Origin of the sequence: Ilumatobacter fluminis (assembly GCF_004364865.1) — a bacterium.
GTDB classification, from domain to species: Bacteria; Actinomycetota; Acidimicrobiia; order Acidimicrobiales; family Ilumatobacteraceae; genus Ilumatobacter; species Ilumatobacter fluminis.
On sequence record NZ_SOAU01000001.1, the window covers coordinates 3,749,760 to 3,775,749 of the forward strand.

Sequence of the window (25,990 nt, forward strand, 5' to 3'; positions counted from 1 at the left end):
CTGCGGTGATCCTTTCTGAGGGTTGAACGGTCGTTCGGGTCTTGATCTGCAGCGGCTCACGCCGCGGCCTACGCGAGGGATTACTTCGAGTAGAGCTCGACGATGAGCGATTCGCGGACGGGCACGTCGATGTGCTCGCGCTGGGGAAGGTCGCGGACGGTGACCTGCTTGCCACCGTCGCCGACCTCGAGCCACCCGACGACCGAGCGGTCGAGCACGTCGAGGTTGTGCTGGATGACGATCATGTCGGCGGCCTTCGGCGACAGCGAGATGACGTCGCCCTGGCGGACGCGGTACGACGGGATGTCGACGCGCTTGCCGTTGACCTGGATGAGACCGTGGTTGACGAACTGTCGGGCCTGCGGGCGGGTGGAGCCCCAACCGGCGCGGTACACGACGTTGTCGAGGCGGCACTCGAGCATGATGAGGAGGTTCTCACCAGTGTTGCCGTCGGTGCGGAGCGCCTCGTTGTAGGTCTTCTTGAACTGCTTCTCGAGCAGGCCGTAGATGTACTTGGCCTTCTGCTTCTCCTGCAGCTGGGCCAGGTACTCGCTGCCGGCGTTGCGGCGGCGGGTGCGACCGTGCGCACCGGGCGGGAAGGGGCGGCGGTCGAGCGCCTTGCGGCCCTTCTCGTTCTCGAAGATGTTGGTGGACAGGCGACGCGAGAGGCGCACCTTGGGTCCGGTGTAACGAGCCATGTGTCTTCGTTCCTCTGTTCTCAGCCGCGACGACGCTTGGGCTGGCGGCAGCCGTTGTGCGGGACCGGCGTGACGTCCTTGATCGAGATGACCTCGATGCCGGTGTTCTGGATGGAGCGGACCGCGGTGTCGCGACCCGAACCCGGGCCCTTCACCTGCACCTCGGCGCGGCGGAGGCCGTGCTCGATCGCCGCGTTGGCGGCGCGCTCGGCGGCCTGCTGCGCGGCGTACGGGGTGCTCTTACGGCTGCCCTTGAACCCGACGCCACCCGACGACGCCCACGAGATGACGTTGCCGGCGGTGTCGGTGATCGTGACGATCGTGTTGTTGAACGAGCTCTTGATGTGCACGACGCCGGTCGAGATGTTCTTCCGGTCGCGACGGCGGGGGCGGCGACCGCCCGATCCTGCCTTGGCCATTACTTCCTCACAGCCTTCTTCTTGTTGGCAACGGTGCGCTTCGGGCCCTTGCGGGTACGAGCGTTGGTGTGGGTGCGCTGGCCACGGACCGGCAGCCCCTTGCGGTGACGGACGCCCTGGAGGCTTCCGATCTCGATCTTGCGCTTGATGTCGTTCTGGACATCGCGACGCAGGTCACCCTCGATCGTCAGGTTCTGATCGACGTACTGACGGATCTGGTTGACCTCGTCCTCGGTGAGCGAGGAGACCTTGGTGTTGCGGTCGAGGCCGAGGTCGTCACACATCTTCTGGGCGGTCGTCTTACCGATCCCGAAGATGTAGGTGAGCGAGATCTCGAGCCGCTTTTCGCGGGGGATATCGACGCCGGCGATACGTGCCATGGTGTTCGTTGCTTCCTCTTACTCAGCCCTGGCGCTGCTTGTGGCGCGGGTTCTCACAGATGACTTGGACGCGCCCGTGCCGGCGGATCACGCGGCACTTCTCGCACATCTTCTTGACGCTCGGTCGGACCTTCACAGCGGTTCTCTCACTTGTAGCGGTACGTAATACGGCCTCGGGTGAGGTCGTACGGAGTGAGCTCGACCTGCACCTTGTCGCCTGGCAGGATGCGGATGTAGTGCATGCGCATCTTCCCGGAGATGTGAGCCAACACCTTGTGGCCATTTTCCAGTTCGACCCGGAACATCGCATTGGGGAGTGACTCGATGATCGTGCCTTCGAGCACGATGGCATCTTCCTTGGGCTTCGGCAGGGCTACGCTCCTCGTTGTGGACCGGGGCATTCACCCAGGTCAGCGGACTCTTCGTTTCGGCCGACACGCGCGGATGCGCACAGACCGGCAGATCATGCTATCGGAGCCTTCCGCGATCCCCACTGCCCAGATCCGCCACTTTTTCGGGCCGCTGTGCTAGTGGTCGACGGCTCCCGACAGCCTAGGAGGGAGCCGGTTCGGGCGGCATCCGACCGTGTCCGGTCGGGGCACGGATCCCGAGCAGGTAGTTGAACGCCGCGAGCGCGAACACGCAGGTCACGAGGGCGAAACCGACCCGTCCGGGCAGGTCGAGCAGGATCGGGATCACGGCGGCGATCACCCAGCCGAGCTGGAATCGCGTCTCGAATTGCGCGAACGCTTGGCCGCGGTTGGTGTCGGGGCCGTCGCGTTGCACGATCGATTCGAACGACAATCGGCCGAGCGCGGCGGCGAAATTCACGACGGTGGCGACGGCGATGCCGAGCAGTGGTCCGCCGACGATGGTGGCGGCGAGCCCGACGATCGCGGGTGCGACGAGCGCGACGACCAGCATCCGCTCCTCGTGGAGCGTCCGTCTGAGCCGGGGTGCCACCGAGTTGCCGATCAGCGTCCCGATCGACGACAGGCCGACGGCCAGGGCCAGCAGCTGCTTCTCGTTGGGTTCGCCCCGGAACCAGAACGCGAGGTGGAAGAGCATGAAGCCGGCCGCTGCTCGCAGGATGAACATCGCGACCCAGCCGAGTTGGAGGCCGACGGTGGGTTCGAGCTCGGTCGCCGCGGAGGGCTCGTGGGTGTCCACGCGCAACTCGTCGGGCAGGCCGATCGAGAACATCAGGGCGACACCGAAGAGCAGCGCGCCGTAGAGCAGGGTGGCGGGCGACCCGATCGTGAGCTGGAGCGCGCCCGCAGGGATGACCGCGATCGTGCCGGCGACACCGGCGATGACACCGAGCTTCGAGTTCGCCTCGACCAGTTCGGCGTCGCCGCGCACCACGGCGGGGACGAGCGCCGATTTCGAGACCGTGTACGTCTTCTGCAGCACCAGCGCCGCGAACACGAGCGGGAACAGCACGATGTCGTCGGCGAAGCGCATCATGAGCAGTTGCACGACGATGCGCGACGCGGCGACGACCTGCACGATCAGCTTGCGACCGCCTCGCACCCGGTCGATGGCCGGGCCGATCGCCGGGGCGACGAGCAGGAACGGGGCGAAGCTGACGAGCAGGAAGGCCAGCACCCGGCTCCGGGCCCCGTTCGGGTCGACGTCGAAGAAGAACGAGTCGGCGAGCGCGACGACCATCGCCGCCTCGCCGCCCATCATCGCCGCATGGGTGAACGCGAGCTGCTGGAACCTCGAGTTCGCCTTCCATCCGGACACGGCGCCGATCGTACGCGGCGGCTCGCCGCCGTCGGCGCCTCGACCGGTCGAGACCGTCCGTTCACCTGGTCGACGCCTCGACGTCGCACCGATCCCGCCTGACGGCCACCGTGGGGCCGCTGGATCGTTGCCCGATCGTCGGTTCGACGCCACGAATCACACCCGTGTCGTTCACGTCGGCCGTCGACAATGACCTGACGTGAGCGACCACCCCCTGCGTGTGCACTTCGTCTGGACCGGTTCGCGCTTCCCCTACCACGCCCGATTGGCGATCGAGTCGGCGATCGTGGCGATGCCGGAGGCGAGGATCGACCTGGATCTCGTCGTCGGCGAGAACGGTGACGTGCCGGCCACCGATCACTTCCGAACGGTCGCCGCCTACGACCGGGTCGACGTCACTCGATGGACGCCGGGTGAACTCTTCGAGCCGTGTCCGCTCGGCGCCTCCCCGTATGTCGATCTGCTGCAGCGGTTGCGGTCGCCGGCGGCGATCTCGAACCTCGCCCGGCTGGCGGTGCTGTACGCCCGCGGCGGTGTCTACCTCGACACGGACGTGCTCGTGCTCCGCGGGCTCCACCGGCCGTCGGTGCACGGCAGCTACGTCGGCGTCGAGCGCGTGTGGGACGGCAACCGGTCGCGGATCGAACGGGGCTTCGGTCCGATCGCAGCGTTGAAGGCGACCCCGTGGGCCGTCCGGTGGGCGGCGTGCCGGGTCGACAGCGCGGTGTGGCACGGCCGACTCCGCCTGGCCGACCGGATCAGCGACGACGGTCACACGCGCGAGCAGGTCAACAATGCGGTCATCGGCGCACCGGCGGAGTCGCCGTTCATCGCCTTCGCGCTGGCCCAGGCCCTCGAGGTCGATCCGAGCATCCGGTTCGCACTCGGCCCGAACCTCCTCGACGACGTCGTGCGAACCGAACCGCGGCTGGCCTGGGTCGCGCCGACGTCTCGGTTCTACGCCGTGCCTCCGGGCCTCAGCCATCGCTTCTTCTCCGATCGCACACTCGAGCTGCCCGTCGACGCCCAGGTGATGCACTACGTCGCGAGCAATCACCGTCGCCTCCTCGCCGATCTCGACATCGACGACCCGCGGTTCGCACGCGAGACGGCACCGTTCTGGCGACGGGGCGAGCAGGTCCGAACCGCGATCGGTGCGCTCGAAACGCCCCGCCGCATCTGGAGCATCACGTGATCAGCGGCACGAAGCTCCGCCTGGTCGCCGGTGATGTCGCGGCCCGGCGACGGACCGGCGACGGGTTCGCCCGCCGGACCGGGCTGGTGGCGATCGGGCAGGCGGCGGTGAAGGCCACCCAGGTCGTGCTGTCGATCGCACTCGTCCGGCTGCTCGGTCCCGACGACTGGAACGCGACGGCGTTCCTCCTGTCGATCTATCTGGCGGGTACGACCATCGGCACGCTCAACGTGCAGCACGGCATCGTGTTCTTCCTCCCGCCGCTCGAAGCCGAGCGCCGAGCGTCGCTCGTGCTGCGGACGATGGCGATGTTGTTCGGCATGGGGGCACTGATCGCGCTCGGCTTGACGGTGGCCGCTCCGGCGCTGTCGGGCGGACGCCTCTCCGACGCGTCGGCCGTCGTCTGGGTCGGGGTGGCGATCGCCCTCGAACTGCCGTCCGCGTGTGTGCCGATGGCGATGATCGCCACCGACCGGTTCGGGAAGGCGGCCGCCTGGGACCTGATCGGCACCGTCCTGATCCTGACCGCCACGATCGTGCCCGCTGCGTCGGGCGCCGGCACGCTCGGCGTCGTCTACGGGCTGGTCGCGGTCGGGGCGGTCCGGCTGGTCGGCGGCATCTGGTTCGTCGACCGAACGCTCGGCACGGCGCGAAGGCTGCCCGTCGGACGGCAGCTCCTCGTCCATCAACTCGTCTACAGCATCCCACTCGGCGTCGCCGTCGCCGTTGCGATGCTCAACCGCCTGGTCGACAAGTGGTTCATCGCAGCGTTCCGCAGCGGCGACTTCGGCGTGTACGCGGTGGCGGCTCAGGAAGTCCCGCTCCTCGCCGTGCTGCCGTACGCCGGTGGTGCAGCGATCGTCACCTCGTTGGTCGCCGCGTTCCAGGACGACGACCTCGCACTCGCCCGCACCCACTGGCTCCACCTCACGATGACGATGTCTGCCGTCGTCGTCCCGATGGCCGTCGGCCTCGTGCTGGTGGCGCCGGAGGTCATCCGGCTGCTGTTCACCGACTCGATGGCACGGGGCATCGTGGCGTTCCAGCTGTTCACGCTCGTCACGGTGCACCGGGTCGCCGAGTACGGGATGGTGCTGCGGGCGGCCGGCCGCAGCCGCGACCTGATGCTGGTCGCGCTCTGCACCCTCGTCACCAACGTCGTCCTCGCCGGCGCCGGCGCCTGGTTGTGGGGCATGACCGGGGCGTCGGTCGGCACCGTGATCGCCACGGGGATCGGCTGGATGATCGCCATGAACCGCATCGCCAACACGTTTGCGATCCCGGTGCGTGATGCCTTCGCCTGGCGGACCTGGCTGTCGTGCGTGCTCATCTCGGGTGTCGCCGCGGTCGTCGCGTCGCTGGTGGTGGCGCCACTGCCGCTCGGGCTCGGTGGTGCGCTGATCGCGAAGCTGGCGGTGTTCGGCCTCGGCGTGGGGGTCGGGCTGCGTCGCTGGCGCCGGTCACCGAGTTCGCGCCCACCGGCGGCCGTGGTGATCCCGGAAGCGTCGAGGCTGGTGGGCACGTGAGCGTCGACGCGATCCGTCCGGCCGAGTCGGCGACGTCGGTGACGCCGGTGACCCGTCGGGCGGCCGAGGTGCGACAGTTCCTCGCCGCTCAGGGACTCGGTCAGGCAGCCGACGCCATCACGGCGTTGGTGCTGGCCACCGCGTTGCTGTCGCCGGGCGAGCACGGCGTCGACCCGGACGCCCTGCTCGCCACCGTGCTGGCCGCCGCCGTGCCGTATGCGACGGTCGGGCCCCTCTCGGGCGTGGTGGCCGACCGTTACAGCCGACGCCGACTGCTCGGCACGGTCAACGTCGCCCGCTGCCTCCTGACGGTCGTCGCGGCGGTGGCCGTGGCGACCGCCGACCAACAACTCGGCCTGGTGACGGCCGCAGCACTGATCTCGTGTGCGCGGCTCGTGTACACACTGCGTGCCTCGTCGATCCCGCGGCTCGTGGCATCCGACGACCTGGTCGAGATGGATGCTCGAGCGTTGTTCGTCGGGATGGTCGCCGGGACGTGCGGCGCCGCACTCGGTGCCCTCGGCGGCACGACCGCGACGACCGCGCTGCTCTCCGTCGCCGCCGTCGCACAGCTGGTGTCGGCAGTCGGCTTCGGGACCCTCCGAGTCGATCTGGGTGGACGCTCCGATCGCCGTCACCACTCGTGGCGGGAGACGGTCGCCCGTGTCGCCGCCCTCGTCGCCAGCCCACCGACACGCCGAGCGATCCTGCTCACGAGTTCGAGCCGGGCGCTGCTCGGAGCCACCTTCGCGTCCGCGGTGCTCGCCGCTGCGAACGAGTTCGACTTCGCCGAACGGGGCTATCTCGTCGTCGTCGCCGTCACCGGTGTCGGATCGTTCCTCGGCACCCTCACCGCCCCCGCCGTGGCCGAACGATCGGGGATGCGGTTGCTCGCGTTCGGCGCGTTCGCCATGCCGGCCGCCGCCTTGTTCGTCGCCGTCGCGCTGCACGCGCCGCTGGTCTGGGCGGTCGCGGTCGCCTTGTCGTTCTGGGCGTTCCAGAACCTGCGCGTCACGACCGATGCCGTCGTGCAGGCAGCGATCACCGACGCCGCCCGGGCCCGCGTCTTCTCCGTCTACGACGCCGCCTACAACCTGTCGTACTTCGGCGGCGCTGCGACGGCCCTCCTGTTCGGCCTGGCCGACCGCTCCCGTCCGACGTTCGCCGCGATCGCCGTGTGCTTCGCCGTCGCCGCCGCGTGCATTGCCGCCGTCGACGTCGCGATTCCCCCCGCCCCCGAAGAAAGGTCCTCGTGACGATGCTTCGCACCCTCCGACCGCCCACTCCCTCGCCACGTTCACTCCGGGTGGCGATCGTCGCCGAGTCGTTCCTCCCGAACGTCAACGGCGTGACCAACTCGGTCCTCCGGCTGCTCGAGCACCTTCACGACGAGGGACACCGGGCGATCGTCATCGCGCCCGGTCCGGGGGACGACTTCGTCGAGGGCATCGACGACGTGGAAGTCGTGCGGGTGCGCGGCTTCGACCTCCCCCGCTACCCGGAGTTGCGCGTCGGGCTGCCCAGTCTCCGCATCCGCTCGACCCTGCGTGAGTTCCGCCCCGACGTCGTCCACCTCGCCGCGCCCGCCGTCCTGGGTGCCACCGCTGCGCGGGTCGCGGGACGGGCAGGCATCCCCAGCATCGCCGTGTTCCAGACCGATCTCGCCGGCTTCGCGAAGCGCCACGGTCTGAATCGCGTCACCGACGGCATCTGGAACTATCTGCGCTGGGTCCATGGCCAGTCGGCACTGACCCTCGCCCCGTCGTCGGTCACGGCGTGGGCGCTGCGGGCACGCGGCATCGAGAACACCGACGTCTGGGCACGCGGCGTCGATCTCGACCGATTCGACCCCCGACATCGATCCGACGAACTCCATCGGTTCCTGGCACCGAACGACGAGGTCGTCGTCGGCTTCATCGGCCGACTCGCGAAGGAGAAGCAGGTCGAACGACTCGCTCCCCTGCTCGCCATGCCGAACGTCAGGGTCGTCGTCGTCGGCGACGGACCCGAACGCGACGACCTGCAACGCAAGCTCCCCGGGGCCCGCTTCGTCGGCTTCCAGAGCGGTCAGATGCTGAGCGCGTTGGCGGCCACGTTCGACGTCTTCGTGCACACGGGCGTCGACGAGACGTACTGCCAGGCGCTCCAGGAGGCAATGGCGTCGGGTGTGTCGGTCGTCGCGCCGAGTGCCGGTGGTCCACTCGACTTCGTCCAGCATCGGCACAGCGGACTGTTCTGGTCGCCGGAGGTGCCCGAGACCCTGGTCGGCGCCGTCGACGAGCTTGCTCGCGATCCGGCGTTGCGGGCCCGGCTCGGCACCGCCGCTCGTGCCGAGGTCGAGCAACGTCCGTGGCCGGTGATCATGGACGAGCTGATCGGTCACTACCGAGCCGTCATCGAGGCGCCGGCTGCAGAGGTGGCGGCATGAGCGTCGTCGTCTCGATCCACGACGTACACGCCACGACGAGTGCGCGTTCGCTCGAACTGCTCGACATGGTCCGTCGCCGAGGCATCCGAGCCACGCTCTTGGTGGTGCCGGGTCCGTGGCGCGGCCGCTCCCTCGACGACGACCCTGTGCTGGTCGACCGACTGTCGGCAGCCGCGGCCGAGGGATACGAACTCGCACTCCACGGGTGGCGCCACCAGCCGAACAAGCTGTCGACCACGCGCAACACCCGCAACCGACTGATGGCACGGGGGTGCGCCGAGTTCTGCGATCTCGATCTGGACACCGCCCGCGACCTGATCGCACGCGGCGTCGACGAGATGGAGCGTCACGGCTGGTCACCGCTCGGGTTCACCCCGCCCGGCTGGTTGGCGTCCGACGCAGCGGTCGATGCCCTGTACGAAGCCGGTTTCGCCTACACGACCAGCCACCTCACGGTGACCGACCTCTGGCACGACCGGCAGATCCGGATCCCGGCGGTCTGCCAGCGCCCCGACAGCAGCCTCGCCGGTGTCGGCAGCTGGTTCACGCGTCAGGTACTCGTGCGGCACGTCGTGCAGGGCCGCCCCATCCGACTCGCCCTCCACCCGGCCGACCTCGACGACCCCACGACGCGAGACGCGACGATCGCGACACTCGACATCGCGGCCTGCCGGCCGACTGCGTCGTACGCCGACCTGCTCGACGTCCAACTCGGCAGCGTGACGGCCGCGTGACGATGCACATCTGTCAGATCGCCAACTTCTACACGCCGACGTCGGGCGGGCTCCGCACCGCCGTCGATCAGCTCGCCGGGCAGTACGCAGCTCGCGGGCACCGGTGTTCGCTGATCGTGCCGGACGCCGAGGACAGCGTCGACGAGGTGGCCGGCCGGACGATCGTGCGGATCCGGGCACCGAAGGTCCCGGGCATGGGCGGTTACCGGATGATCGTGCGTCGGAAAGCGGTCCGTGACGCCCTCGACCGACTCGCACCCGACGTGATCGAACTCTCCGACAAAGCCACCCTCGTCGGCCCTGCCGCCGACCGACGGGCCGACGGGGCGCGTGTCGTCCTCATCTCGCACGAGCGCCTGGACGCGATCATCGGCCGTGCCACCCGGATGCCGAATGCCGTCGCTCCCGCCGTTCGTCGCTACGACGCGCGCCTCCTCCGGCGTGTCGACGCGGTCGTGTGCGCATCCGACTTCGCGGCATCGGAGTTCGACGGTCTGGCCGGGCCGCCGATCGGGCGGATCGCCCTCGGCGTCGATCTCGAACGGTTCCGGCCGGTCGAGAGCGACGACGCACTGCGCCCCCGTGCTCGTCTGGTCTCCGCCGTCCGGCTGTCGCCGGAGAAGTCACCGTCCCTCCTCGTCGAGACCGCCCGGTATCTCGTCGCCGCCGGGCTCGACTTCGAGTGGGACGTGTACGGCGACGGGCCGCTCCGCGCCGAGTTGACCGCTCACGCCGAGGGCCTCCCGATCCGATTCCTCGGCCACCTCGCCGACCGGGCTGCGCTGGCCGCGGCGATGGCGACGGCCGACGTGGGCATCGCCCCGGGGCGCTACGAGACCTTTGGGCTCGCCGCGCTCGAGTTCCTCGCTGCGGGCACCCCGGTGGTCGTTCCCGAACACGGCGCGCTGGCCGAGATCGTGCCGCCGGACGCCGGACGCCGTTGCCCACCCGATGCCGCCGGGTTCGGGCGTGGCGTGCTCGAACTGCTCGCCATCGACCGGGTCGAAGTCCGGCGCGCGGCTCGCCGGCACGCCGAGGCGCACGGGTGGGAGGCCACCGCCGAACGGCTGCTCGCGCTCTACGAACCGGCGGCAGCATGAGTGCGGTCGGGGAGGCAGCGGCAGCGGCAGCGGCAGCGGCAGCGGCAGCGGCAGCGGCAGTGAGGGTGTCGATCCGCCCCTTCCGAGCCGCCGACGACGCGGCAGTCCGAACGTTGTTCTGGGCGACCGTCGCGGGCGGGTCGGCAGCACCGCTCGACCCGTCGCACGAGGTGATGCGAGCGTACGAACACCTCTGCCTCGACTGGTACCTGACGACCGGCGCACGCTGGGCGTCGGTGGTCGTCGACGACGACGATCACGCCGTCGGGTACGCGCTGGTGTGTTGCGACGAGCGGTCGGCACGACGCGCCGTGGTCGCCGGGTCGGCGCGGTTCGTCGCTGCCGCGTGTGGAGCGGTCGTTCATGGCCGCCTCGACCCGGCCATGCGGACCTTCGTGCGACTCCGGTTGCGCGACGCCGCTGCGCTCGCCCGGAGCGGCCGACACGACGTGCCGTCCGCCCATGCCCACCTCAACCTGACCGGGGCGGCACGCAACACGAGCGCCGTGCTGGCCGTGCGTGCACGGATCGACGAGGTCGTGCTCGATGCCGGCCACGACGGATGGTCCGGCGAGATCAACACCCGGCACGGCCGGCGTGCCTCTGCGCTCGAGCGTTCCGGGTTCGAAGTCGTCGGCCGCGAGCCCAATCACACGCTGGGCTGGCTGGCGGGTGAGCCGGTGGATCGGCTCACCGTCGTCCGTCGGCTGCGTTGACCGGGCGGTGCCGGTCAGGTGCGCTCGTACTTGTAGCCGAGACCGCGGATGGTCACGATCCGCGACGGGCTTCCCGGATCGGGTTCGACTTTCGAGCGGAGCCGCTTGATGTGCACATCGAGTGTCTTGGTGTCACCGACGTAGTCGGTGCCCCACACTCGATCGATCAGCGTTTCGCGGGTGAGGACCCGACCGGCGTTGGCCAGGAGCAGGTGCAACACCTCGAACTCCTTGAGCGGGAGGTTGATGTCGCTCCCGTCGACGGTCACGCGGTGCTCCTCGGGGTCGAGCGAGACCTCACCGACACGGATCGCCGCATCGGCCACGGCGGGCCGTTCGATCTCGCCCGTGCCGTTCTCCATCGTGTTGCGGCGGAGCTGGGCGCGGATGCGTGCCACCAACTCCCGGATCCGGTACGGCTTGGTCACGTAGTCGTCGGCGCCCACCTCGAGGCCGACCACGGTGTCGATCTCGCTCGACTTCGCCGTGACCATGATGATCGGCACCGAACTCGTCTGGCGCAGCTGGCGGCACACGTCGATCCCCGACGCACGCGGCAGCATCACGTCGAGCAGCACCAGGTCGGGTTCGACCTGTTCGAAGCGGGTGATCGCCTCGATGCCGTCGGTGGCCACCTCGACGTGGAAGCCCTCGCGGGTCAGGCCGATCTGCAACGCGTCGACGAAGCTCGCCTCGTCCTCGACGACGAGAATGGTGGGACTGCTCATGCGATTCCTTGCTGTGGGTCGCCGCCCTGTTCGGGTGCGGCGGATGAGTCGAGTGATGCGTCGTACGACGAGTCGGGAGTGGCTCGTTCGCCGGCGCGTCGGGCGGGCAGGCGCAACATGAAGGTGCTGCCCTCCCCCTCGACCGAGCGAACGGCGACGTCGCCCACGTGGTTCTGCGCCACGTGACGCACGATCGACAGGCCGAGACCGGTTCCGCCGGTCTCCCGGCTGCGCGCCTTGTCGACCCGATAGAAGCGTTCGAAGATGCGGTCGAGGTCGCGCTTGGGGATGCCGATGCCCTCGTCGGTCACGCCGAGCTCGACGATGCCTTCGTGGTACCGGGCACGGACCTGCACGAGCCCACCGGGTTCGCTGTACTTGACGCCGTTCTCGACGAGGTTGCCGAGCGCGCTGATCAGTTGTCGGCGGTCGCCGTGGACGACGATGTCGTCGAACTGATCCGCCGCCATGAGGTTGGAGACGCCGACCTGACGCTGCTGGGCGAGTTCGGCGACTCGGGCCATCGCCTCGTTGATCACGTCCGGCAGGCGGATCGGTTCGATACTGCGTTCGCCGCCCAGCTCGATCCGCGACAGTTCGAGCAGGTCGTCGATCGTTCGCGACGCCCGCGCCGCCTCGCCTTGCATCCGTCCGACGACGCGTCGCATCGTCTCGGGGTCGGTCTCGTCCTCGAGCGTCTCGGCCAGGACCGACAACGCGCCGACGGGAGTCTTCAGCTCGTGCGAGATGTTGGCGACGAAGTCGGTTCGCACCTGGTCGATCCGGCGCCGCTCGGAGATGTCGTCGATGAAGACGACCACGCCCCCGCTCGGGAGGCGGTGCGCGTCGACGTCGAGGACGACCTTCGGCGGACCGTACATCTCGAGGACATCGCTCGAATCACCCTTCTCGAGCGATTCGGCGACGTGACGTTCGATCGACTCGTCGACGAGAACGCCGACATGGGTGCCGGCCAACGCACGCGCCGCCTCGTTGCGCCAGACGAGCTGGCCGCGCTGGTCGCTGACGACCACGCCGACGTGGTGTTGTGCGACCAGTTCGTACCGGTCGGTCGTGCGGGGCGACGCATCCGTCGGTGGCTCGGCAGCGGCGATCGTCACCGGTTCGTGGCCCGACGATCGGGCGATCCACCAGCCGGCAGCGAAGGCCAGACCTGCCCCGGCGAGCAGCAGGAGCAGGTCCACGGTCAGTCCTCGGCGGGCTCCGCATCCGCAACGTTGCTGTTGTCGTTGCGGATCGCGTCGTGTTCCGGCAGCCAACCGGTGGTGATGTAGAGCACGCGGTGGCTGATGTTGACGGCGTGATCACCGAGGCGCTCGTAGAAGCGGGCGACGACGGCGAGCTGGACGGCGACCTGGAGGTCGACGGTGCCGCTCGCGTGACTCTCGAAGATCTGGGCGATGAACTGGCGGTGGAGGTCGTCGAGATAGTCGTCCATGTCGCGCAGCGCTGCGGCCCGCACCGGGTCGTTCGCGACGTAGGCCTCGATGACTTCCTTGTACTCCGAGGTCGCCTGATCGGCCATGCGGCGGATCGCGCCGCGCAGCTTCGGATCGAGCTCGTGGCCGTAGATCCGGCGAGCGGCCTTGCAGATGTTGCAGCACAGGTCGGCCGAACGCTCGATCTCGGGCGCGAGCTTGAGGATCGACGCGACCTGGCGGAGGTCGGCCGCCACCGGCGCCTGGAGCGCCAGCGTCGTGAGCGCACGCTCTTCGACGTCGATGCAGCGGGCATCGATCGCGGCATCGCCGCGGAGCACGTACTCGGCGCCCTCCAGATCTTGTTCGAGGAGGATGTCGGTGACGCGCGGGATCAGTTCGACCACGGTCGCGCCGAGGCGTGCGATCTGGTTGCGGAGGTCGTCGAGTTCCTCGTGGAACCCGGTGCGGAGGTCTTGCTGCTCGGTCATCAGCCGAACCGTCCGGTGACGTAGTCCTGCGTGGCCTGCTGGCTCGGGTTCGAGAAGATCTTCGACGTGTCGTCGATCTCGACGAGGCGTCCGGGCTTGCCGGTGCCCTCGATGTTGAAGAAGCCGGTGCGCTCGCTGACGCGGGCGGCCTGCTGCATGTTGTGGGTCACGATCACGATCGTGAAACGCTCCCGCAGTTCGAGCATCAGCTGCTCGATCGCGAGCGTCGAGATCGGGTCGAGCGCCGAACACGGCTCGTCCATCAGCAACACGTCGGGCTCGACGGCCGTTGCCCGGGCGATGCAGAGGCGCTGCTGCTGGCCACCGGACAGACCTGAACCGGGCTTGTCGAGTCGGTCCTTGACCTCTTCCCACAGGTTGGCGCCGCGCAGCGATCGCTCGACGACCTCGTCGGTCTCGCCCTTGCGCAGCCGCTTCGAGTTGAGCTTCATGCCGGCGATGACGTTGTCGTAGATCGACATGGTCGGGAACGGGTTCGGCCGCTGGAACACCATGCCGACCTTGCGGCGCACCGCGACGGGGTCGACCCCGGGCCCGTAGAGATCTTCGCCGTTCAACATGACGTGCCCCTGGACGTAGGCGCCGTCGATGACCTCGTGCATGCGGTTGAGCGACCGGAGGAACGTCGACTTGCCACAACCCGACGGCCCGATCAGCGCCGTGATCGAGCGGGCTTCGATCTCCATCGAGACGTCCGCGACGGCCCGGAAGTCGCCGTAGAAGATGTTGAGGTCGCTGACCTCGATGCGGTGGTCGACGGCACCGGCGGCGGCGTTCGGCGCTGCTGCCGGCGCGGCGGCGGTGGTGTTGGGCTCCACGCTCACTTGGTGCCTTTCGGTGGTCGGTCGGTCGATACTCATCGCAGCCCCTTCGGCTTCAGGATCTTGGCGAGGACTCGGGCGATCGTGAACAGGATCGCCACGATGATGACGAGGGTGAGGGCTGCCGCCCACGCTCGGTCTTGCCCCGCTTCGGGGGGAACGCCGGGCTGGACGTATTGGTAATAGGTGTAGACGGGCAGGGTCGTCATGCGCCCGTCGAACGGATTGTAATTCGTGTCCTGCGCCAGGCCGACGGTGACGAGCAGTGGTGCGGTCTCGCCGATGACGCGGGCGACGGCGAGTGTGATGCCGGTCAGGATGCCGGCGATGGCGGTCGGGATGACCACTTTCACGATGGTCTTCCACTTCGGGACGCCGAGCGCGTACGAGGCCTCGCGCAACTCGTTCGGGACGAGCCGCAACATCTCCTCCGACGATCGGACGACGACGGGGGTCATGAGGACCGTCAGTGCCACGGCGCCGGCGAGGCCGGTACGAGTGCCGGGCCCGAAGAACAACACGAAGAGTGCGTAGGCGAACAGGCCGGCGACGATCGATGGGATGCCGGTCATCACGTCGACCATCGACGTGATGGCGCGAGCGAGCTTGCCGCGGCCGTACTCGACCAGGTAGATCGCCGTGAACAGGCCGAACGGCACCGAGAAGGCCGTGGCGAGTCCGGTGACGATCAGGGTGCCGACGATGGCGTGGTAGGCGCCGCCGACGGCTCCGCCCTGGCTCTGTGATGCCATGTCCTCCGGCGTGAGGCGCATCGTCTCGGTGAAGAACGTCGAATCGAACCGCGCCGACCCTCGCTCGACGACGGTCCAGATGACCGACACCAGCGGGAGCAGGACGATGAGGAAGGCGCACGTGACCGACGCAGCGACGACTCGGTCGACCGCTTTGCGTCCGCCTTCGACGAAGCGGGAGATCACGTAGGTGGCGACGATGTAGGCGAGGACCGAGACGATGATCCATCGGGCCCAGTTGACCGCACCCGAGGGGATCCAGGTGGCCGCACCCACGACGACCGAACCGAGGGCGATCAGGCCGATGTGGATCGGCGACAGCTGACCGCTCGTCAGGTCACCCTTGATCGGCGACGGGGTCGGGGTGCTCGTCGATGTGGAGGTGGCGCTCATCCGTCGGCTCCGGAGAATCCGGCGCTCGCGATCTTGCGGGCGAGCGCATTGACGAGGAAGGTGATGCCGAACAGCACCAGGCCGGTGGCGATCAGGCGGTTGACCTCGAGCCCGGACGACTCGGGGAACGACAGTGCGATGTTCGCGGCAATCGTGTTGGAGTTCTGGTTGCTGATGAGATCCCAGAAGTAGTCGATCGATCCGGACAGGATGATCGCGACCGCCATCGTCTCGCCGAGCGCTCGGCCGAGCCCGAGCATCGCGCCGGAGATCACGCCGGAACGACCGTACGGGAGGACGGACTGCCGGATCATCTCCCACTTCGTCGCGCCGAGGGCGAGCGACGCCTCCTCGTGGAGGCGTGGTGTCTGCAGGAACACCTCACGCGAGATCGCGGTGATGATCGGCAGGATCATGACCGCCAGGACGATGCCGGCCGTCAGCATCGTGCGGCCGGAGGTCGACGCCGGCCCGGCGAACAACGGGATGAATCCGAGGTTGTCCTCGAGCCAGGGGTACACCGAGCGGGCGAGGATCGGCGCCAGGACCGAGATGCCCCAGATGCCGAACACCACGCTCGGGATCGCGGCGAGCAGATCGACGAAGTAGCCGAGGGTCTGTGCGAGGCGCTTGGGTGCGTAGTGGCTGATGAACAGTGCAACGGCGACCGCCATCGGCGTCGCCACGACCAGTGCGATCACCGCAGCGAGGATCGTGCCGAAGATCAGCGGGCCGACGTAGCCGAGGAACGTGTCGGGGCCCGAGATCTCACTCAGGTCGTTGGTGAAGGTCGGCCAGGCCTCGGCGATCAGGAAGATCGCAACGGCGGCGAGGGTGACGAGGATCAGGATCCCCGCCCCCTTGGCCAGGCCGCCGAAGACCTTGTCGCCGACCTTGCTGACTTTCTCGGCCGGCGCCCCGGGGGGTGTGGCGCCTGCCGTGTCGGTTGGATCCGTGATCGTCACGTTGCGGTTCTCCGGAACGTCGAGGTTCGGGCCGCGCTGACCCGAGAGCGGAAGAGGGAACGAATGAGGACCGAGGTGACCCCGACTGAATTCGGGGTCACCTCGGTCTGACTCATGTCGACGCTAGTCGATCAGCCGGCGACCGAAATCTGGGCGATCGAGTTGGCGATCTCGGCCTGGACCTCGGGCGAGATCGGAGCCGAACCGGCCGAGGCGGCCGAGGCGGCCTGACCCTCATCGGAACCGACGTACGTCATGAACGCCTTGACGAGATCGACCGTCTCCTGGTCGTCGTACTGGAGGCAGACGATGTGGTACGAGACGAGCGCGATCGGGTAGGTATCGGCCGACTCGGGGTTGCGGTTGACCTCGATGGCGAAGTCGAACTCGCTCTGGCCACCGGTGCGCTCCGAGGCGTCGACGATGCGACCTGCGGCCTCGGGCGAGAACTCGACGAACTCACCGGCGACGCCGACGGCGGCGGCGGGGAGGTCACCGATCTGGCTGGCGTCGGCGTAGCCGATCGAACCTTCACCGGCGTTGACCGCAGCGACGACGCCGCTGGTCTGCGGGGCGCCTTCGCCGCCACCCGGGCCGTCGGTGTCCCACGGCTCGATGGGGCCGTACGTCCAGATGTCCGGAGCGGTCTGGGCCATGTAGTCGGTGAAGTTCTCGGTCGTGCCCGAGTCGTCGGAGCGGTGGACCGGGTTGATCGTCAGGTCGGGGAACTCGATGTCGGGGTTCACCTCGGCGATCGCCGGGTCGTTCCAGTTGGTGATCTCGTTGGCGAAGATGCCGGCGATCAACTCGGGGGTCAGGTTGAGGGTCGAACCCTCGATCGACGGCAGGTTGTACGGCAGGGCGATCGGCGAGATGTAGTGCGGCAGGTTGATCGCACCCTGGTCACCGGCGCAGCGGTCGATCGACGCCTCGTACTCCTCGTCTTTCAGCGCGGCGTCGGAGCCGGCGAAGTCGGAGCCACCGGACAGGAAGGTCTCGCGACCGCCGCCCGAGCCGATCGGGTCGTACTCGACCGTGGCGCTGGTGGCGACGGCCTGGAAGCCGGCCTGCCATCCCTGCATCGCAGCGGCCTGCGACGACGCACCGGCGCCGATGAGGGTGCCGGAGACGGCCTCGTAGTCGACCTCGGCCATGTCGCCGCCCATGTCGTCGGCCATCGTGGTCTCGGACGCCATGTCGTCCTCGTCCATGTCCTCGTCCATGTCGTCGGCGGGCTCCTCGGCGGGCTCGTCGGCCTCGGCGGGTTCCTCGGCCTCGGCCTCGGTCGTGGTCGTGTCGTCATCGTCGTCGTCGCCGCACGCGGCGAGCGCGAGCGAGGCGACGAGGGCGGTGGCGGCGAACCGCTTGGTGGAAAGTTTCACGCTGATGTCTCCATCTCGGGGTTGTTCGGGGGCGGAGCTCGAACCGCTCCGGGAGGGCACGCTAAGGACCGCAGGTGAACGGCGCCCGGGGGCTTCGGTGAACGAACACTGAACAGTTGAACGACGTCATCGACGGCCGACCTGGGGTTGTTCAGACGGCGTTCACCTGAGGGTTACCGGACGCGCGTGTTCGTGCCGCTGGGCACATGAACATGAACGGAGCGTGGGCACCCGAACGACGCCTCGCAGCGAGCGATTTCGCAGTTCTGGGGGCCGACGTGTCAGCGACGAACCTGGAGCTGGCGCTCGGAGGTCCAGCGGTACATCAGCTCTTGCGCGTCGGGCTCGAACACGTCGGTGCGACCACGACGAATCCAGGTGTCGTCGGGTTGCAACTCCCACCGGATGATGTCGTCGCGGAGGTCGAGCTCGAGCACCTTGTCGAGCCACTCGCGGTGCTTCGGATGCTCGATCGGCACCAACACCTCGACGCGACGGTCGAGGTTGCGCGGCATCAGGTCGGCCGATCCCATCAGGTGGAGCGGCTGATCACGCTCGTCGCCGTGGCCGAACACGTAGATGCGGCTGTGTTCCAGGTACCGGCCGAGGATGCTGCGCACGGCGATGTTCTCGCTCAGGCCGGGCACACCCGCCCGCACGGTGCAGATCCCGCGCACGATGCCGTCGATCTGTACACCTGCCGCGCTCGCCCGGTAGAGGGCGTCGACGACGACCGGATCGGCGATCGAGTTGCACTTCAGGACGATTCGTCCCTCGCTCCCGAACGACGCCTCGTGCTCGATGAGGTCGAGCAACTGGCGCTTCAGGTCGCGCGGCGCCACGAGCAGGGTGCGGTACTCCTCGCTCTTGCTGAACCCGGTGAGATGGTTGAACAGCTGGGTGGCGTCGGCACCGACCTTGGTGTCGCAGGTGAACAGGCCGAGGTCTTCGTAAAGCCGAGCCGTCTTCGAGTTGTAGTTGCCGGTGCCGATGTGGCAGTAGCGCCGGAGCTGGTCGCCGTCGTCGCGGACGACGAGGACGACCTTGGAGTGCGTCTTCAGTCCGACCATGCCGTACACCACGTGGACGCCGGCGCGTTCGAGCTGCTTGGCCCACTGCACGTTGTTCGCCTCGTCGAACCGGGCCTTGAGCTCGACCAGCACGGCGACCTGCTTGCCGAGTTCGGCGGCCTTCATGAGGCTCCGGATGATCGGGCTGTCGCCTCCGGCGCGGTACAGCGTCATCTTGATCGACTGGACCCGCGGGTCGCTGGCCGCCTGCTCGAGGAACACCTCGACGCTCGACTGGAAGCTCTCGTACGGGTGGTGGACCAGGATCGCCCGGTCGCGCATGACCGAGAAGATCGAACGTTCCGACTCCTCGGCGAGGAACAGACGGCCGGCGGTCAGCGGCGGCCACGCACGATCCTTGAGTTCGGGCCGGTCGAGGCCCTGCAACCCGAACAGGGTGGTCAGGTCGATGAGGGTGCGATGTCGGGTGACGTTGCGATGGTCGATCTCGAGCTCGCGCGTGAGGACGTCGAGCATCTCGTCACCGATCGAGTCGGCGACCTCGAGCCGGATCGCCTTGTTGAAGCGTCGCTTGCGGAGTTCGAGCTCGACCGCCTCGAGCAGGTCGTCGGCCTCTTCTTCTTCGAGGGTGAGGTCGGCGTTGCGGGTGACCCGGAAGATCGCCCACTCCTCGACCACCATGCCGACGAACAGCTTGTGGAGGTGTGCAGCGACCACATGACTCGACGGCACGAACCGGCCCTCGTCGAGCTGGATCAGCCGGGGGAACACCGTCGGGACCTTGAGGCGGACGAACCGCCGTTCGGCGGTCTCGGGGTCGGCGACGTGAGCGGCGATCGAGATCGCGAGGTTCGAGATGTACGGGAACGGGTGCCCGGGGTCGACGGCGAGCGGTGTGAGCACCGGATAGATGCGCTCGTCGAAGTACTGCTCCAGGTACGCGTGGTCGTCGGCGGTCCACTCGTGCATCGACAGGATGGAGATGCCGGCCTCGGCGAGCTCGGGCACGAGCTGGTCGAGGAAGATCGATTCCTGCCTCGCCACCATCTCGGGCACCCGTTCGCTGATCTCGGTCAGCTGCTGGAGCGGTGTGCGGCCGTCGGCGGTCGGGCGGTCGATACCGGCCGCGACCTGATCGCGCAGGGCCGCGACCCGAACCTGGAAGAACTCGTCGAGGTTGCTCGAGAAGATCGCACAGAACTTCGCTCGTTCGAGCAACGGGATGCCCGGCTCGGTCGCGAGGTCGAGGACGCGCGAGTTGAAGTCGAGCCAGCTGAGTTCGCGGTTCAGGTACCGATGGACCTCGTCAGGGCTCACGCCCGACGGGTCGTCGGTCGCCTCGGACGCCCCCACGGTCGAGGTCACGAGGGATCAGCTCTCGTCGGCGTCGTCGTCGGTGGGAAGTCCCAGTTCCCACTCGATCGAGATCAGCTCGCGCTCGGCGTCGCGGTTGATCCGCTCCTTGTTGCGGCGGAACTGCGGATCGTCGCGCGGCAGCAGGACGAGGCGGGCGAGGGCACGAGTGCGGAACTCGTCAAGCACCTGACGCTCACCCCAGTCGCCGTAGACCTCCCAGTGGGGCGCCACCGGGCCGAGGTACACGATGCGGGCGTGGGCGCGCGGAGCTTCGGGTTCGGCGGCGACGTTCGACATGGCGGGCAGTGTACCGGACGGAACAGAACTGACCGTCGGGAGGGTTGCCGACGCGGAATCGGGGGTATGCACCGGGCCACGGTGCCCGTACCCCATGACGGTTCGATGACGACAACATGAACGCACGCTGAGAACGCTCGGAAATGCTGGCGAAATCATTACGGTTCTGTTACGGTCACCCCGCAAGCGGGAACCGAGCATCCACGAGCAGCGTCAGATCCGAACAACAAGGAACGGAGACCACGATGCGACGGAGACCCGGTTCGGGACATCACAGCTTCGTCGTGCGCCGGTGATCACCGCCGCCCCGACCACAGCCAGGAGCCACGAGGACATGAACACCAGCCCACTCCCCGACCCCGACTCCCCGACTGCGTGGATGGCAGACGGCAACTGCCGCATGTATCCGCCCGCCACCTTCTTCCCGAGCGACGGCGTCGGCGTCGAGAAGGCGAAGAAGATCTGCGGCACCTGCCCGGTGGCCGACCAGTGCCTCGAGCACGCCCTCGATCACCGCATCGAGCACGGCGTCTGGGGCGGGGCCAGCGAACGCCAGCGTCGCCGCATCCTCAAGAAGCGACGGGTCGACGCACAAGCGGCCAACTGAGCCGCGACGCCACGACGTTGCCAGCGCCTTCCGGGACGACCGGCCCCGGACACAACACGACCGCGGCCCTCGGCCGCGGTCGTTTCGATTGCGCTCGGCGGCGCCGCTGACGAGTTCGTCGTCAGTCGTCGGTCTTGGCGGAGTCGGCCGTCTCGCCCTCGGCCATGCCGTCGGCGAGGCCGTCCTTGAACTCCTTCTGCGCCTTACCGAGGTTGCGTGCCAGCTTGGGGAGCTGCGAGCCCCCGAAGACCAGGAGCACGATGACGAGGACGACGATCAGTTCGCCGGATCCGAAGCTACCCATGTGGTCAGCCTAACCCCTCAGGCGCCGACGATGCTACGCGCCGCCTGAGCTCGCTGGCGACGAATGCGTCGGCGCTCCCGCTCGGAGAGGCCGCCCCAGATGCCGAACTTCTCGCCGTTCTGCAGGGCGAACTCGAGGCACTGCTCTCGGACGATGCACCCGCGACAGACCTCTTTGGCCTCTCGCGTGGACGCACCGCGCTCGGGGAAGAACAGGTCGGGGTCGACGCCGAGACAGTTGGCGCCGTCTTGCCAGTTCTCTTCCAGCTCGATCGGCTGCACCATGTCGTCGTGGATCTTGCTCATGTGTGGGCCCCCTGCCAAGGCCGCCCCTCGTAGCGAACGGTCGTGTCGCCGCCGGCTCATGGGTTCGGGTGATCCTGGCGACGACGGTGTAGTTACGTGGATGTGATTCTCGCATACCATACCGCAGAATCGCAAGGGCGGATTTCGCGTCGTACGAATCCAGGCTTTTCGCGCGAACGCGCACGGTGGCCGTTCGTCGCACGGCGCGACCGTGCGTCGCCGAGCGGGCGGGCCGGTCACCGCCGCTGGAGCCGGAGCCAGGCACTCGTCGCGAGCCGGTCGAGCGTCGGTCGGGGCTCCGACTTCGTGTAGGCGTCGGCTGCCGTGAGCCGCCGCCGGACGGGCCGCCCGGCGTCCAGGTCGTCGAGGACCGACTCGACGATCTCGAGTGACCGGGCATCGCGGTCGGCCAGCCGTGGGGTGGCGTGCGGCGAGATCACGACGTTGCGGAACCGCCAGAGCGCGCTGGTCACCCCCAACGGCTCGTGGGTGACGACGTCGAGGCCCGCACCGCCGAGCCGGCCCGAGCGGAGCGCGGCGACCAACGCCGATTCGTCGATCACCGCGCCCCGTGCCACGTTGACGACGACGGCTCCGTCGGGTAGCGCAGCGAACTCGGCGGAGCCCACCAGGTGGTGGGTGTCGTCGGTGAGCGGAACCGCGAGGACGACGACGTCCGCATCGGCGAGCACGGCGCGGCGCTCGGCGGGCCCGGGGGCGACCACGACGTCGTCGAACCCCGGCGGCGGTTCTCCGGGAGTCCGTCGGACGCCGACGACCGACATGCCCATCGCTGCAGCTCGCGTGGCGAACGCCGAGCCGGTGTTCCCGCACCCGAACACCACGGCTCGCCGCCCGACGAGCGGTGCTCGACCGTGCAGGGGCCAGGTCGTCCATGCCCGGCGCTGCCGCGACCGTTCGAGCGCGCCGTGCCGATGTGTCACCGCCAGCAGCAGTGCGAGCGCGTGCTCACCGAGCGCCGGCCCGCTGCGCCCCGCCGACGTCGTGACGACGAGGTCGCCACCGACCAGTTCGACGGGGGCGAACCGGTCGATGCCGGCGTGGTCGACGTGGAGCCAGCGCAACGACGGGGCAGCCACGAAACGGGCGTCGGGACCGGCCGACGTGATCGCTGCATCGGCGACTCGCAGCGCCCGCCCGATCGACGCGTCGTCGGCCGGGTCGCATCGGGTCACGCGATCGGCACCGAGCCGATCGACCAGCCGACCGATGACGTCGTCGCCCCAGTCGACCGCGAGGAGGACACGTTCGAAGGTCGTCACGTCGGCCGGGCTGCTCGGCTGCGCACGACCTCGCGGAGCTCGTCGGCGATCCGGTCAGCCGCCCGTCGTCGCTGATCCTCGCTCGGCTCGGGTCGTCGACAGGCGTCCGGAACGGCACGAAGGTGCACATCGAGATTGACCGCGACCTCGCGACGGACCCAGTCGATCAGGTCGCCGATCGCAGGCGTGGGTGGCTGCCACCGCATCGTGCCGAGGTCGGCGCCGTGGGTCGCAGCGAACAGCGGGTGGATGTGCGGCCCGTGCTCGAACAGGTCGCAGCGCAGCACCTCGATGTCGTCGGCGAACACCGAACACGTCGGCCCGACCTCACCGGGACGGTCGATCCAGCCCACGACGGCCCACACGTCGTCGGCGATCGCCACCCGTCGGAGGTCGCTCATCGAGACTCGGCGTACGGGTCCGAGCGCCCGCAGACGGATCGCCATCGATCGTCGGGCGACGCGAGCGGCGATCGACGCGACGAGTCGGCGGGAGCGTGGCGTGTCGTTGTCGACGATCCGCGGAGCTTACCCTTGCGGCGTGAACGGCGAGCCACGACCATCGGACGAACGCCCCGTCATCGCCGTGCTCGGAACCGGTCGGTGGGGCGTGAACCTGGTTCGAGAGTTCACGGCCGCCGGGGCGTCGGTCGTCGCGGTCGACCCCGACTCGGATGCGCGCCGCCGAGCGCTCGGCGCCGGAGCCGGCGTCGCAACCGCCCGCCTCGATCGTTCCGTCGACGCCGTCGTCGTGTCGACGCCTGCCTCGATACACGAACAGACCCTCGGGGAACTCACGACGCTCGACGTGCCGGTCGCCTGTGAGAAGCCGCTGGCGCCGAGCAGCGCCGCCGCCGAGCGGATCGCTGCTGAGTGGGGCGATCGGCTGGTCGTCTTCCACGTCTGGCGCCACCACCCCGCGGTGACGACGATGGCCGGCGTGATCGCGTCCGGAGACCTGGGCCCCGTCACCGCCATCCGCTCGACCCGCACGAACTGGACCAGCCCTCGGTTCGACGTCGACCCGATCTGGACGCTCGCTCCCCACGACCTGTCGATCGCCCTGGCGCTGTTCGGCACCGTGCCCGACGTCGTCGCTGCATCGACCGAGACGATCGGGGGGCGCGTGGTCGCGGCCCTCGCACACCTCGAGAGCGACGACACACCGACGTTCGTGCTCGACGTCTCGACGCGCGAACCCGAACGAACGCGCCGGCTCGTGGTGAGCGGCACCGACGGTGTCGCGGTGTGGACCGAACGACGGCCCGGCATCGTTCGGATCGCCCGAGGAACCGACACCGATCCGCTGAGTGAGGACATACCGCTCGACCCCACCTCCGCCCTCCGACGGCAGGCAGACGCCTTCGTCGAGCGCGTGAGGAACGGGACCACCATGCCGTCGACGCCCGCCGACGCCGTCACCATCGCGACCCGGGTCGAGCAGATCATCCGCCTCGGAGCCACGACATGACGGCGTCCGCCACGACGATCATCCTGCCGACCTCGGCCGGTCGAGGTGGCTGCCTCGACGTGGCGATCCCGAGCGCGCTCCGCCAGACCGTCACCGACTTCGAGTTGATCGTCGTCGGTGACGGCGTCGACGACGACACCCGATCGACGATCGAACGGTGGTGCGGCGCCGACGAACGCGTCCGATTCGTCGACCGCCCGAAACACCGACGCCGGGGCGAACCGTACCGTCACGAGATCCTGGCCGAGCGCTCACACGCGGGCATCGTCGCCTATCTGCTCGATCGTGACGTCTGGTTCACCGATCACCTGGCCGAACTCCACCGCCTCCTCGCCGACGCCGACTTCGCCGCCACGCTGCCGACCCACGATGTCGGCGACCGCCTCGTTCCGTCGCTCGACCGTCCGATGCTCGCCGAACTGGCGGCCGCATGGCGGTGGGGTGGCGCCGACCACGTCGCTCCGATGTCGACGGTGGGCCATCGCCTCGACGCGTACCACCGGCTCCCCCACGGCTGGCGCGAGACACCGCCCGGGACCGCCACCGACAGCTACATGTGGCGCCAGTTCCTCGATCAGGCCTGGATCCGGGTGGCCGACTCCGGTCTGCCGACCGTCGCCTACCTGCAACGTCCGCCGGGCACCTCACCCGACGAGCGCGCACGAGCGGCTCGGCGCTGGGCGACCTTGCTGACCGCTCGGGACGGTGAAGCGAACGTCCGAGCCGACGTCGCGACCCAGCTGCGCGACGCGATGCGGCAGGAGTGGCGGCGATCGATCCGAGGACGGGCGACCACCTGGAAGCACCGCGCCCGGATCCGGACGCGGTTCCGTCAGTTCAGCGCCGCACGTCGCTGAGGACGCGTGCTCGCAACTCGGCGAGGCTGCCGAATCCGGCGGCTCGAGGAGCGACCAACGTCGGCTCGAACGGCCACGGAATCCCGAGTTCGGGATCGGACCAGTGACAACCGTTGTTGTCGTCGCTGCCGTAGTCGGTGTACGTCGACGAGGTCGCCTGCAGATGCACGGTCGGTTCGTCGACGAGCCACCCGTGCACCGTGCCGCGGGCGAAGGTCAGCACGATCGGATCGTGGGCGCTCAACTCGTAGAGCGCCCATTCGCCGACGGTCGGCGACTCGGGCCGCAGGTCGTAGAGGCCGACATAGCAGTGTCCGATGATCGGGCTGATGTACTCGTCGTGTCCGAGGTGAACGTGCATACCCCGCAAGGTGCCGGGCTGCGACCGGACCACGCTCCACTGACGCGGGTCGAGCCCGGTGTCGACCCCGTCGACGAAGTACTCGGCGAACGACCCCCGGTCGTCCGCGTGCACCTCGATCGCCCGCGTCGCGGTGCCCGCGAGCGGTCGGCCTGCGATCAGTCCCGCCTGTTGTTCCATCG

30 protein-coding genes are annotated in these 25,990 nt (G+C 68.8%); 10 read left to right on the plus strand and 20 right to left on the minus strand.

Annotated elements, in window-relative coordinates; all coding sequences use genetic code 11:
- Positions 1–80: 80 nt before the first annotated feature.
- The 6 genes from rpsD to BDK89_RS17025 all read right to left on the minus strand — a co-directional run bounded on the left by rpsD (position 81) and on the right by BDK89_RS17025 (position 3,246).
- Positions 81–698 carry a 30S ribosomal protein S4 gene (gene rpsD / locus BDK89_RS17000; protein WP_133870087.1) on the minus strand — a complete coding sequence of 206 codons (618 nt, stop codon included), beginning with the start codon at positions 696–698 and terminating at the stop codon, positions 81–83.
- A 20-nt stretch (positions 699–718) separates the two neighbouring features.
- The gene (gene rpsK, locus BDK89_RS17005; protein ID WP_133870088.1) at positions 719–1,117 is read right to left on the minus strand and encodes a 30S ribosomal protein S11; all 399 of its coding nucleotides are present in this window, start codon (positions 1,115–1,117) and stop codon (positions 719–721) included.
- The gene (gene rpsM / locus BDK89_RS17010) at positions 1,117–1,497 is read right to left on the minus strand and encodes a 30S ribosomal protein S13 (RefSeq protein ID WP_133870089.1); all 381 of its coding nucleotides are present in this window, start codon (positions 1,495–1,497) and stop codon (positions 1,117–1,119) included. The genes rpsK and rpsM overlap by 1 nt, the downstream gene beginning before the upstream one ends.
- Positions 1,498–1,519: 22 nt before the next feature.
- Positions 1,520–1,633: a 50S ribosomal protein L36 gene (gene rpmJ / locus BDK89_RS17015; RefSeq protein ID WP_133870090.1), complete on the minus strand. Its 114-nt coding sequence runs from the start codon at positions 1,631–1,633 to the stop codon at positions 1,520–1,522.
- A 10-nt stretch (positions 1,634–1,643) separates the two neighbouring features.
- Positions 1,644–1,898, minus strand: coding sequence for a translation initiation factor IF-1 (infA, locus tag BDK89_RS17020; protein WP_133870091.1), 255 nt, complete (start codon positions 1,896–1,898; stop codon positions 1,644–1,646).
- 151 nt (positions 1,899–2,049) lie between these two features.
- Positions 2,050–3,246, minus strand: a complete 1,197-nt coding sequence (locus BDK89_RS17025; protein WP_133870092.1) for an MFS transporter — start codon at positions 3,244–3,246, stop codon at positions 2,050–2,052.
- Between the two features lie 199 nt (positions 3,247–3,445).
- On the opposite strand from BDK89_RS17025, the gene BDK89_RS17030 reads away from it, so the two are divergent.
- From BDK89_RS17030 to BDK89_RS17060, 7 genes are read left to right on the plus strand one after another with little or no spacing between them, the layout of a single operon-like run.
- On the plus strand, positions 3,446–4,441 hold the full coding sequence (locus BDK89_RS17030) for a glycosyltransferase (protein ID WP_133870093.1): 996 nt from the start codon (positions 3,446–3,448) through the stop codon (positions 4,439–4,441).
- Positions 4,438–5,967 (plus strand): oligosaccharide flippase family protein, encoded by a 1,530-nt coding sequence (locus tag BDK89_RS17035; RefSeq protein ID WP_166657648.1) that lies wholly within the window; start codon positions 4,438–4,440, stop codon positions 5,965–5,967. The genes BDK89_RS17030 and BDK89_RS17035 overlap by 4 nt, the downstream gene beginning before the upstream one ends.
- Complete coding sequence (locus tag BDK89_RS17040) at positions 5,964–7,223, plus strand: MFS transporter (RefSeq protein ID WP_166657649.1); 1,260 nt, start codon at positions 5,964–5,966, stop codon at positions 7,221–7,223. Before BDK89_RS17035 ends, BDK89_RS17040 begins: the two co-directional genes overlap by 4 nt.
- Before the next feature lie 50 nt (positions 7,224–7,273).
- Positions 7,274–8,395 (plus strand): glycosyltransferase family 4 protein, encoded by a 1,122-nt coding sequence (locus BDK89_RS17045; RefSeq protein ID WP_208294110.1) that lies wholly within the window; start codon positions 7,274–7,276, stop codon positions 8,393–8,395.
- Positions 8,392–9,129, plus strand: a complete 738-nt coding sequence (locus tag BDK89_RS17050) for a polysaccharide deacetylase family protein (protein ID WP_133870096.1) — start codon at positions 8,392–8,394, stop codon at positions 9,127–9,129. The genes BDK89_RS17045 and BDK89_RS17050 overlap by 4 nt, the downstream gene beginning before the upstream one ends.
- Positions 9,130–9,131: 2 nt before the next feature.
- Positions 9,132–10,229: a glycosyltransferase gene (locus tag BDK89_RS17055; RefSeq protein WP_243839259.1), complete on the plus strand. Its 1,098-nt coding sequence runs from the start codon at positions 9,132–9,134 to the stop codon at positions 10,227–10,229.
- Positions 10,226–10,945, plus strand: coding sequence for a hypothetical protein (locus tag BDK89_RS17060; protein ID WP_133870098.1), 720 nt, complete (start codon positions 10,226–10,228; stop codon positions 10,943–10,945). The genes BDK89_RS17055 and BDK89_RS17060 overlap by 4 nt, the downstream gene beginning before the upstream one ends.
- A gap of 14 nt (positions 10,946–10,959) precedes the next feature.
- Here BDK89_RS17060 and BDK89_RS17065 read toward each other — a convergent pair whose 3' ends face one another.
- From BDK89_RS17065 to BDK89_RS17105, 9 genes are all read right to left on the minus strand, one after another.
- Positions 10,960–11,673 (minus strand): response regulator transcription factor, encoded by a 714-nt coding sequence (locus tag BDK89_RS17065; RefSeq protein WP_133870099.1) that lies wholly within the window; start codon positions 11,671–11,673, stop codon positions 10,960–10,962.
- Positions 11,670–12,878: a sensor histidine kinase gene (locus BDK89_RS17070; protein ID WP_133870100.1), complete on the minus strand. Its 1,209-nt coding sequence runs from the start codon at positions 12,876–12,878 to the stop codon at positions 11,670–11,672. The genes BDK89_RS17065 and BDK89_RS17070 overlap by 4 nt, the downstream gene beginning before the upstream one ends.
- A gap of 2 nt (positions 12,879–12,880) precedes the next feature.
- Positions 12,881–13,603, minus strand: coding sequence for a phosphate signaling complex protein PhoU (phoU, locus tag BDK89_RS17075; RefSeq protein ID WP_133870101.1), 723 nt, complete (start codon positions 13,601–13,603; stop codon positions 12,881–12,883).
- A complete protein-coding gene (gene pstB, locus BDK89_RS17080; protein ID WP_279586819.1) occupies positions 13,603–14,370 on the minus strand; it encodes a phosphate ABC transporter ATP-binding protein PstB in 768 nt (255 codons plus the stop codon). The genes phoU and pstB overlap by 1 nt, the downstream gene beginning before the upstream one ends.
- A gap of 110 nt (positions 14,371–14,480) precedes the next feature.
- The gene (gene pstA, locus BDK89_RS17085) at positions 14,481–15,590 is read right to left on the minus strand and encodes a phosphate ABC transporter permease PstA (protein WP_133870103.1); all 1,110 of its coding nucleotides are present in this window, start codon (positions 15,588–15,590) and stop codon (positions 14,481–14,483) included.
- Positions 15,587–16,555, minus strand: a complete 969-nt coding sequence (gene pstC, locus BDK89_RS17090) for a phosphate ABC transporter permease subunit PstC (RefSeq protein WP_166657650.1) — start codon at positions 16,553–16,555, stop codon at positions 15,587–15,589. Before pstC ends, pstA begins: the two co-directional genes overlap by 4 nt.
- A gap of 131 nt (positions 16,556–16,686) precedes the next feature.
- Complete coding sequence (gene pstS, locus BDK89_RS17095; RefSeq protein WP_133870104.1) at positions 16,687–17,937, minus strand: phosphate ABC transporter substrate-binding protein PstS; 1,251 nt, start codon at positions 17,935–17,937, stop codon at positions 16,687–16,689.
- 281 nt (positions 17,938–18,218) lie between these two features.
- Positions 18,219–20,333: a polyphosphate kinase 1 gene (gene ppk1, locus BDK89_RS17100; protein WP_133870105.1), complete on the minus strand. Its 2,115-nt coding sequence runs from the start codon at positions 20,331–20,333 to the stop codon at positions 18,219–18,221.
- Between the two features lie 6 nt (positions 20,334–20,339).
- On the minus strand, positions 20,340–20,621 hold the full coding sequence (locus tag BDK89_RS17105; protein WP_133870106.1) for a hypothetical protein: 282 nt from the start codon (positions 20,619–20,621) through the stop codon (positions 20,340–20,342).
- Positions 20,622–20,955: 334 nt separating this feature from the next.
- Between BDK89_RS17105 and BDK89_RS17110 the strand changes: the two genes are divergently transcribed.
- Entirely contained in the window at positions 20,956–21,228 is a 273-nt protein-coding gene (locus BDK89_RS17110) for a WhiB family transcriptional regulator (protein ID WP_243839207.1), read from the plus strand.
- A gap of 121 nt (positions 21,229–21,349) precedes the next feature.
- Here BDK89_RS17110 and tatA read toward each other — a convergent pair whose 3' ends face one another.
- The 4 genes from tatA to BDK89_RS17130 all read right to left on the minus strand — a co-directional run bounded on the left by tatA (position 21,350) and on the right by BDK89_RS17130 (position 23,521).
- Positions 21,350–21,532: a twin-arginine translocase TatA/TatE family subunit gene (gene tatA, locus BDK89_RS17115; RefSeq protein ID WP_133870107.1), complete on the minus strand. Its 183-nt coding sequence runs from the start codon at positions 21,530–21,532 to the stop codon at positions 21,350–21,352.
- Positions 21,533–21,549: 17 nt separating this feature from the next.
- Positions 21,550–21,837, minus strand: a complete 288-nt coding sequence (locus BDK89_RS17120; RefSeq protein ID WP_166657651.1) for a WhiB family transcriptional regulator — start codon at positions 21,835–21,837, stop codon at positions 21,550–21,552.
- A gap of 236 nt (positions 21,838–22,073) precedes the next feature.
- Positions 22,074–23,120 (minus strand): D-2-hydroxyacid dehydrogenase, encoded by a 1,047-nt coding sequence (locus tag BDK89_RS17125; protein ID WP_133870108.1) that lies wholly within the window; start codon positions 23,118–23,120, stop codon positions 22,074–22,076.
- Positions 23,117–23,521 (minus strand): hypothetical protein, encoded by a 405-nt coding sequence (locus BDK89_RS17130; protein ID WP_166657652.1) that lies wholly within the window; start codon positions 23,519–23,521, stop codon positions 23,117–23,119. Before BDK89_RS17130 ends, BDK89_RS17125 begins: the two co-directional genes overlap by 4 nt.
- 139 nt (positions 23,522–23,660) lie before the next feature.
- Here BDK89_RS17130 and BDK89_RS17135 point away from each other — a divergent pair, with 139 nt between their 5' ends.
- The gene (locus BDK89_RS17135; RefSeq protein WP_166657653.1) at positions 23,661–24,590 is read left to right on the plus strand and encodes a Gfo/Idh/MocA family protein; all 930 of its coding nucleotides are present in this window, start codon (positions 23,661–23,663) and stop codon (positions 24,588–24,590) included.
- A complete protein-coding gene (locus BDK89_RS17140) occupies positions 24,587–25,447 on the plus strand; it encodes a glycosyltransferase family 2 protein (RefSeq protein ID WP_133870111.1) in 861 nt (286 codons plus the stop codon). Before BDK89_RS17135 ends, BDK89_RS17140 begins: the two co-directional genes overlap by 4 nt.
- On the opposite strand, the gene BDK89_RS17145 is transcribed toward BDK89_RS17140, so the two are convergent.
- On the minus strand, positions 25,428–25,988 hold the full coding sequence (locus BDK89_RS17145; RefSeq protein WP_133870112.1) for a dTDP-4-dehydrorhamnose 3,5-epimerase family protein: 561 nt from the start codon (positions 25,986–25,988) through the stop codon (positions 25,428–25,430). The two genes, BDK89_RS17140 and BDK89_RS17145, sit on opposite strands and share 20 nt — an antisense overlap.
- Positions 25,989–25,990: the final 2 nt, after the last annotated feature.

Bases quoted from the DNA above. Each gene is read 5' to 3' on its own strand.
- rpsD (WP_133870087.1), bottom strand. From the start codon at position 698: ATGGCTCGTTACACCGGACCCAAGGTGCGCCTCTCGCGTCGCCTGTCC.
- rpsK (WP_133870088.1), bottom strand. From the start codon at position 1,117: ATGGCCAAGGCAGGATCGGGCGGTCGCCGCCCCCGCCGTCGCGACCGG.
- rpsM (WP_133870089.1), bottom strand. From the start codon at position 1,497: ATGGCACGTATCGCCGGCGTCGATATCCCCCGCGAAAAGCGGCTCGAG.
- infA (WP_133870091.1), bottom strand. From the start codon at position 1,898: ATGCCCCGGTCCACAACGAGGAGCGTAGCCCTGCCGAAGCCCAAGGAA.
- BDK89_RS17050 (WP_133870096.1), top strand. From the start codon at position 8,392: ATGAGCGTCGTCGTCTCGATCCACGACGTACACGCCACGACGAGTGCG.
- BDK89_RS17055 (WP_243839259.1), top strand. From the start codon at position 9,132: ATGCACATCTGTCAGATCGCCAACTTCTACACGCCGACGTCGGGCGGG.
- BDK89_RS17060 (WP_133870098.1), top strand. From the start codon at position 10,226: ATGAGTGCGGTCGGGGAGGCAGCGGCAGCGGCAGCGGCAGCGGCAGCG.
- BDK89_RS17065 (WP_133870099.1), bottom strand. From the start codon at position 11,673: ATGAGCAGTCCCACCATTCTCGTCGTCGAGGACGAGGCGAGCTTCGTC.
- phoU (WP_133870101.1), bottom strand. From the start codon at position 13,603: ATGACCGAGCAGCAAGACCTCCGCACCGGGTTCCACGAGGAACTCGAC.
- pstA (WP_133870103.1), bottom strand. From the start codon at position 15,590: ATGAGCGCCACCTCCACATCGACGAGCACCCCGACCCCGTCGCCGATC.
- BDK89_RS17105 (WP_133870106.1), bottom strand. From the start codon at position 20,621: ATGTCGAACGTCGCCGCCGAACCCGAAGCTCCGCGCGCCCACGCCCGC.
- BDK89_RS17110 (WP_243839207.1), top strand. From the start codon at position 20,956: ATGAACACCAGCCCACTCCCCGACCCCGACTCCCCGACTGCGTGGATG.
- tatA (WP_133870107.1), bottom strand. From the start codon at position 21,532: ATGGGTAGCTTCGGATCCGGCGAACTGATCGTCGTCCTCGTCATCGTG.
- BDK89_RS17120 (WP_166657651.1), bottom strand. From the start codon at position 21,837: ATGAGCAAGATCCACGACGACATGGTGCAGCCGATCGAGCTGGAAGAG.
- BDK89_RS17130 (WP_166657652.1), bottom strand. From the start codon at position 23,521: ATGAGCGACCTCCGACGGGTGGCGATCGCCGACGACGTGTGGGCCGTC.
- BDK89_RS17140 (WP_133870111.1), top strand. From the start codon at position 24,587: ATGACGGCGTCCGCCACGACGATCATCCTGCCGACCTCGGCCGGTCGA.
- BDK89_RS17145 (WP_133870112.1), bottom strand. From the start codon at position 25,988: ATGGAACAACAGGCGGGACTGATCGCAGGCCGACCGCTCGCGGGCACC.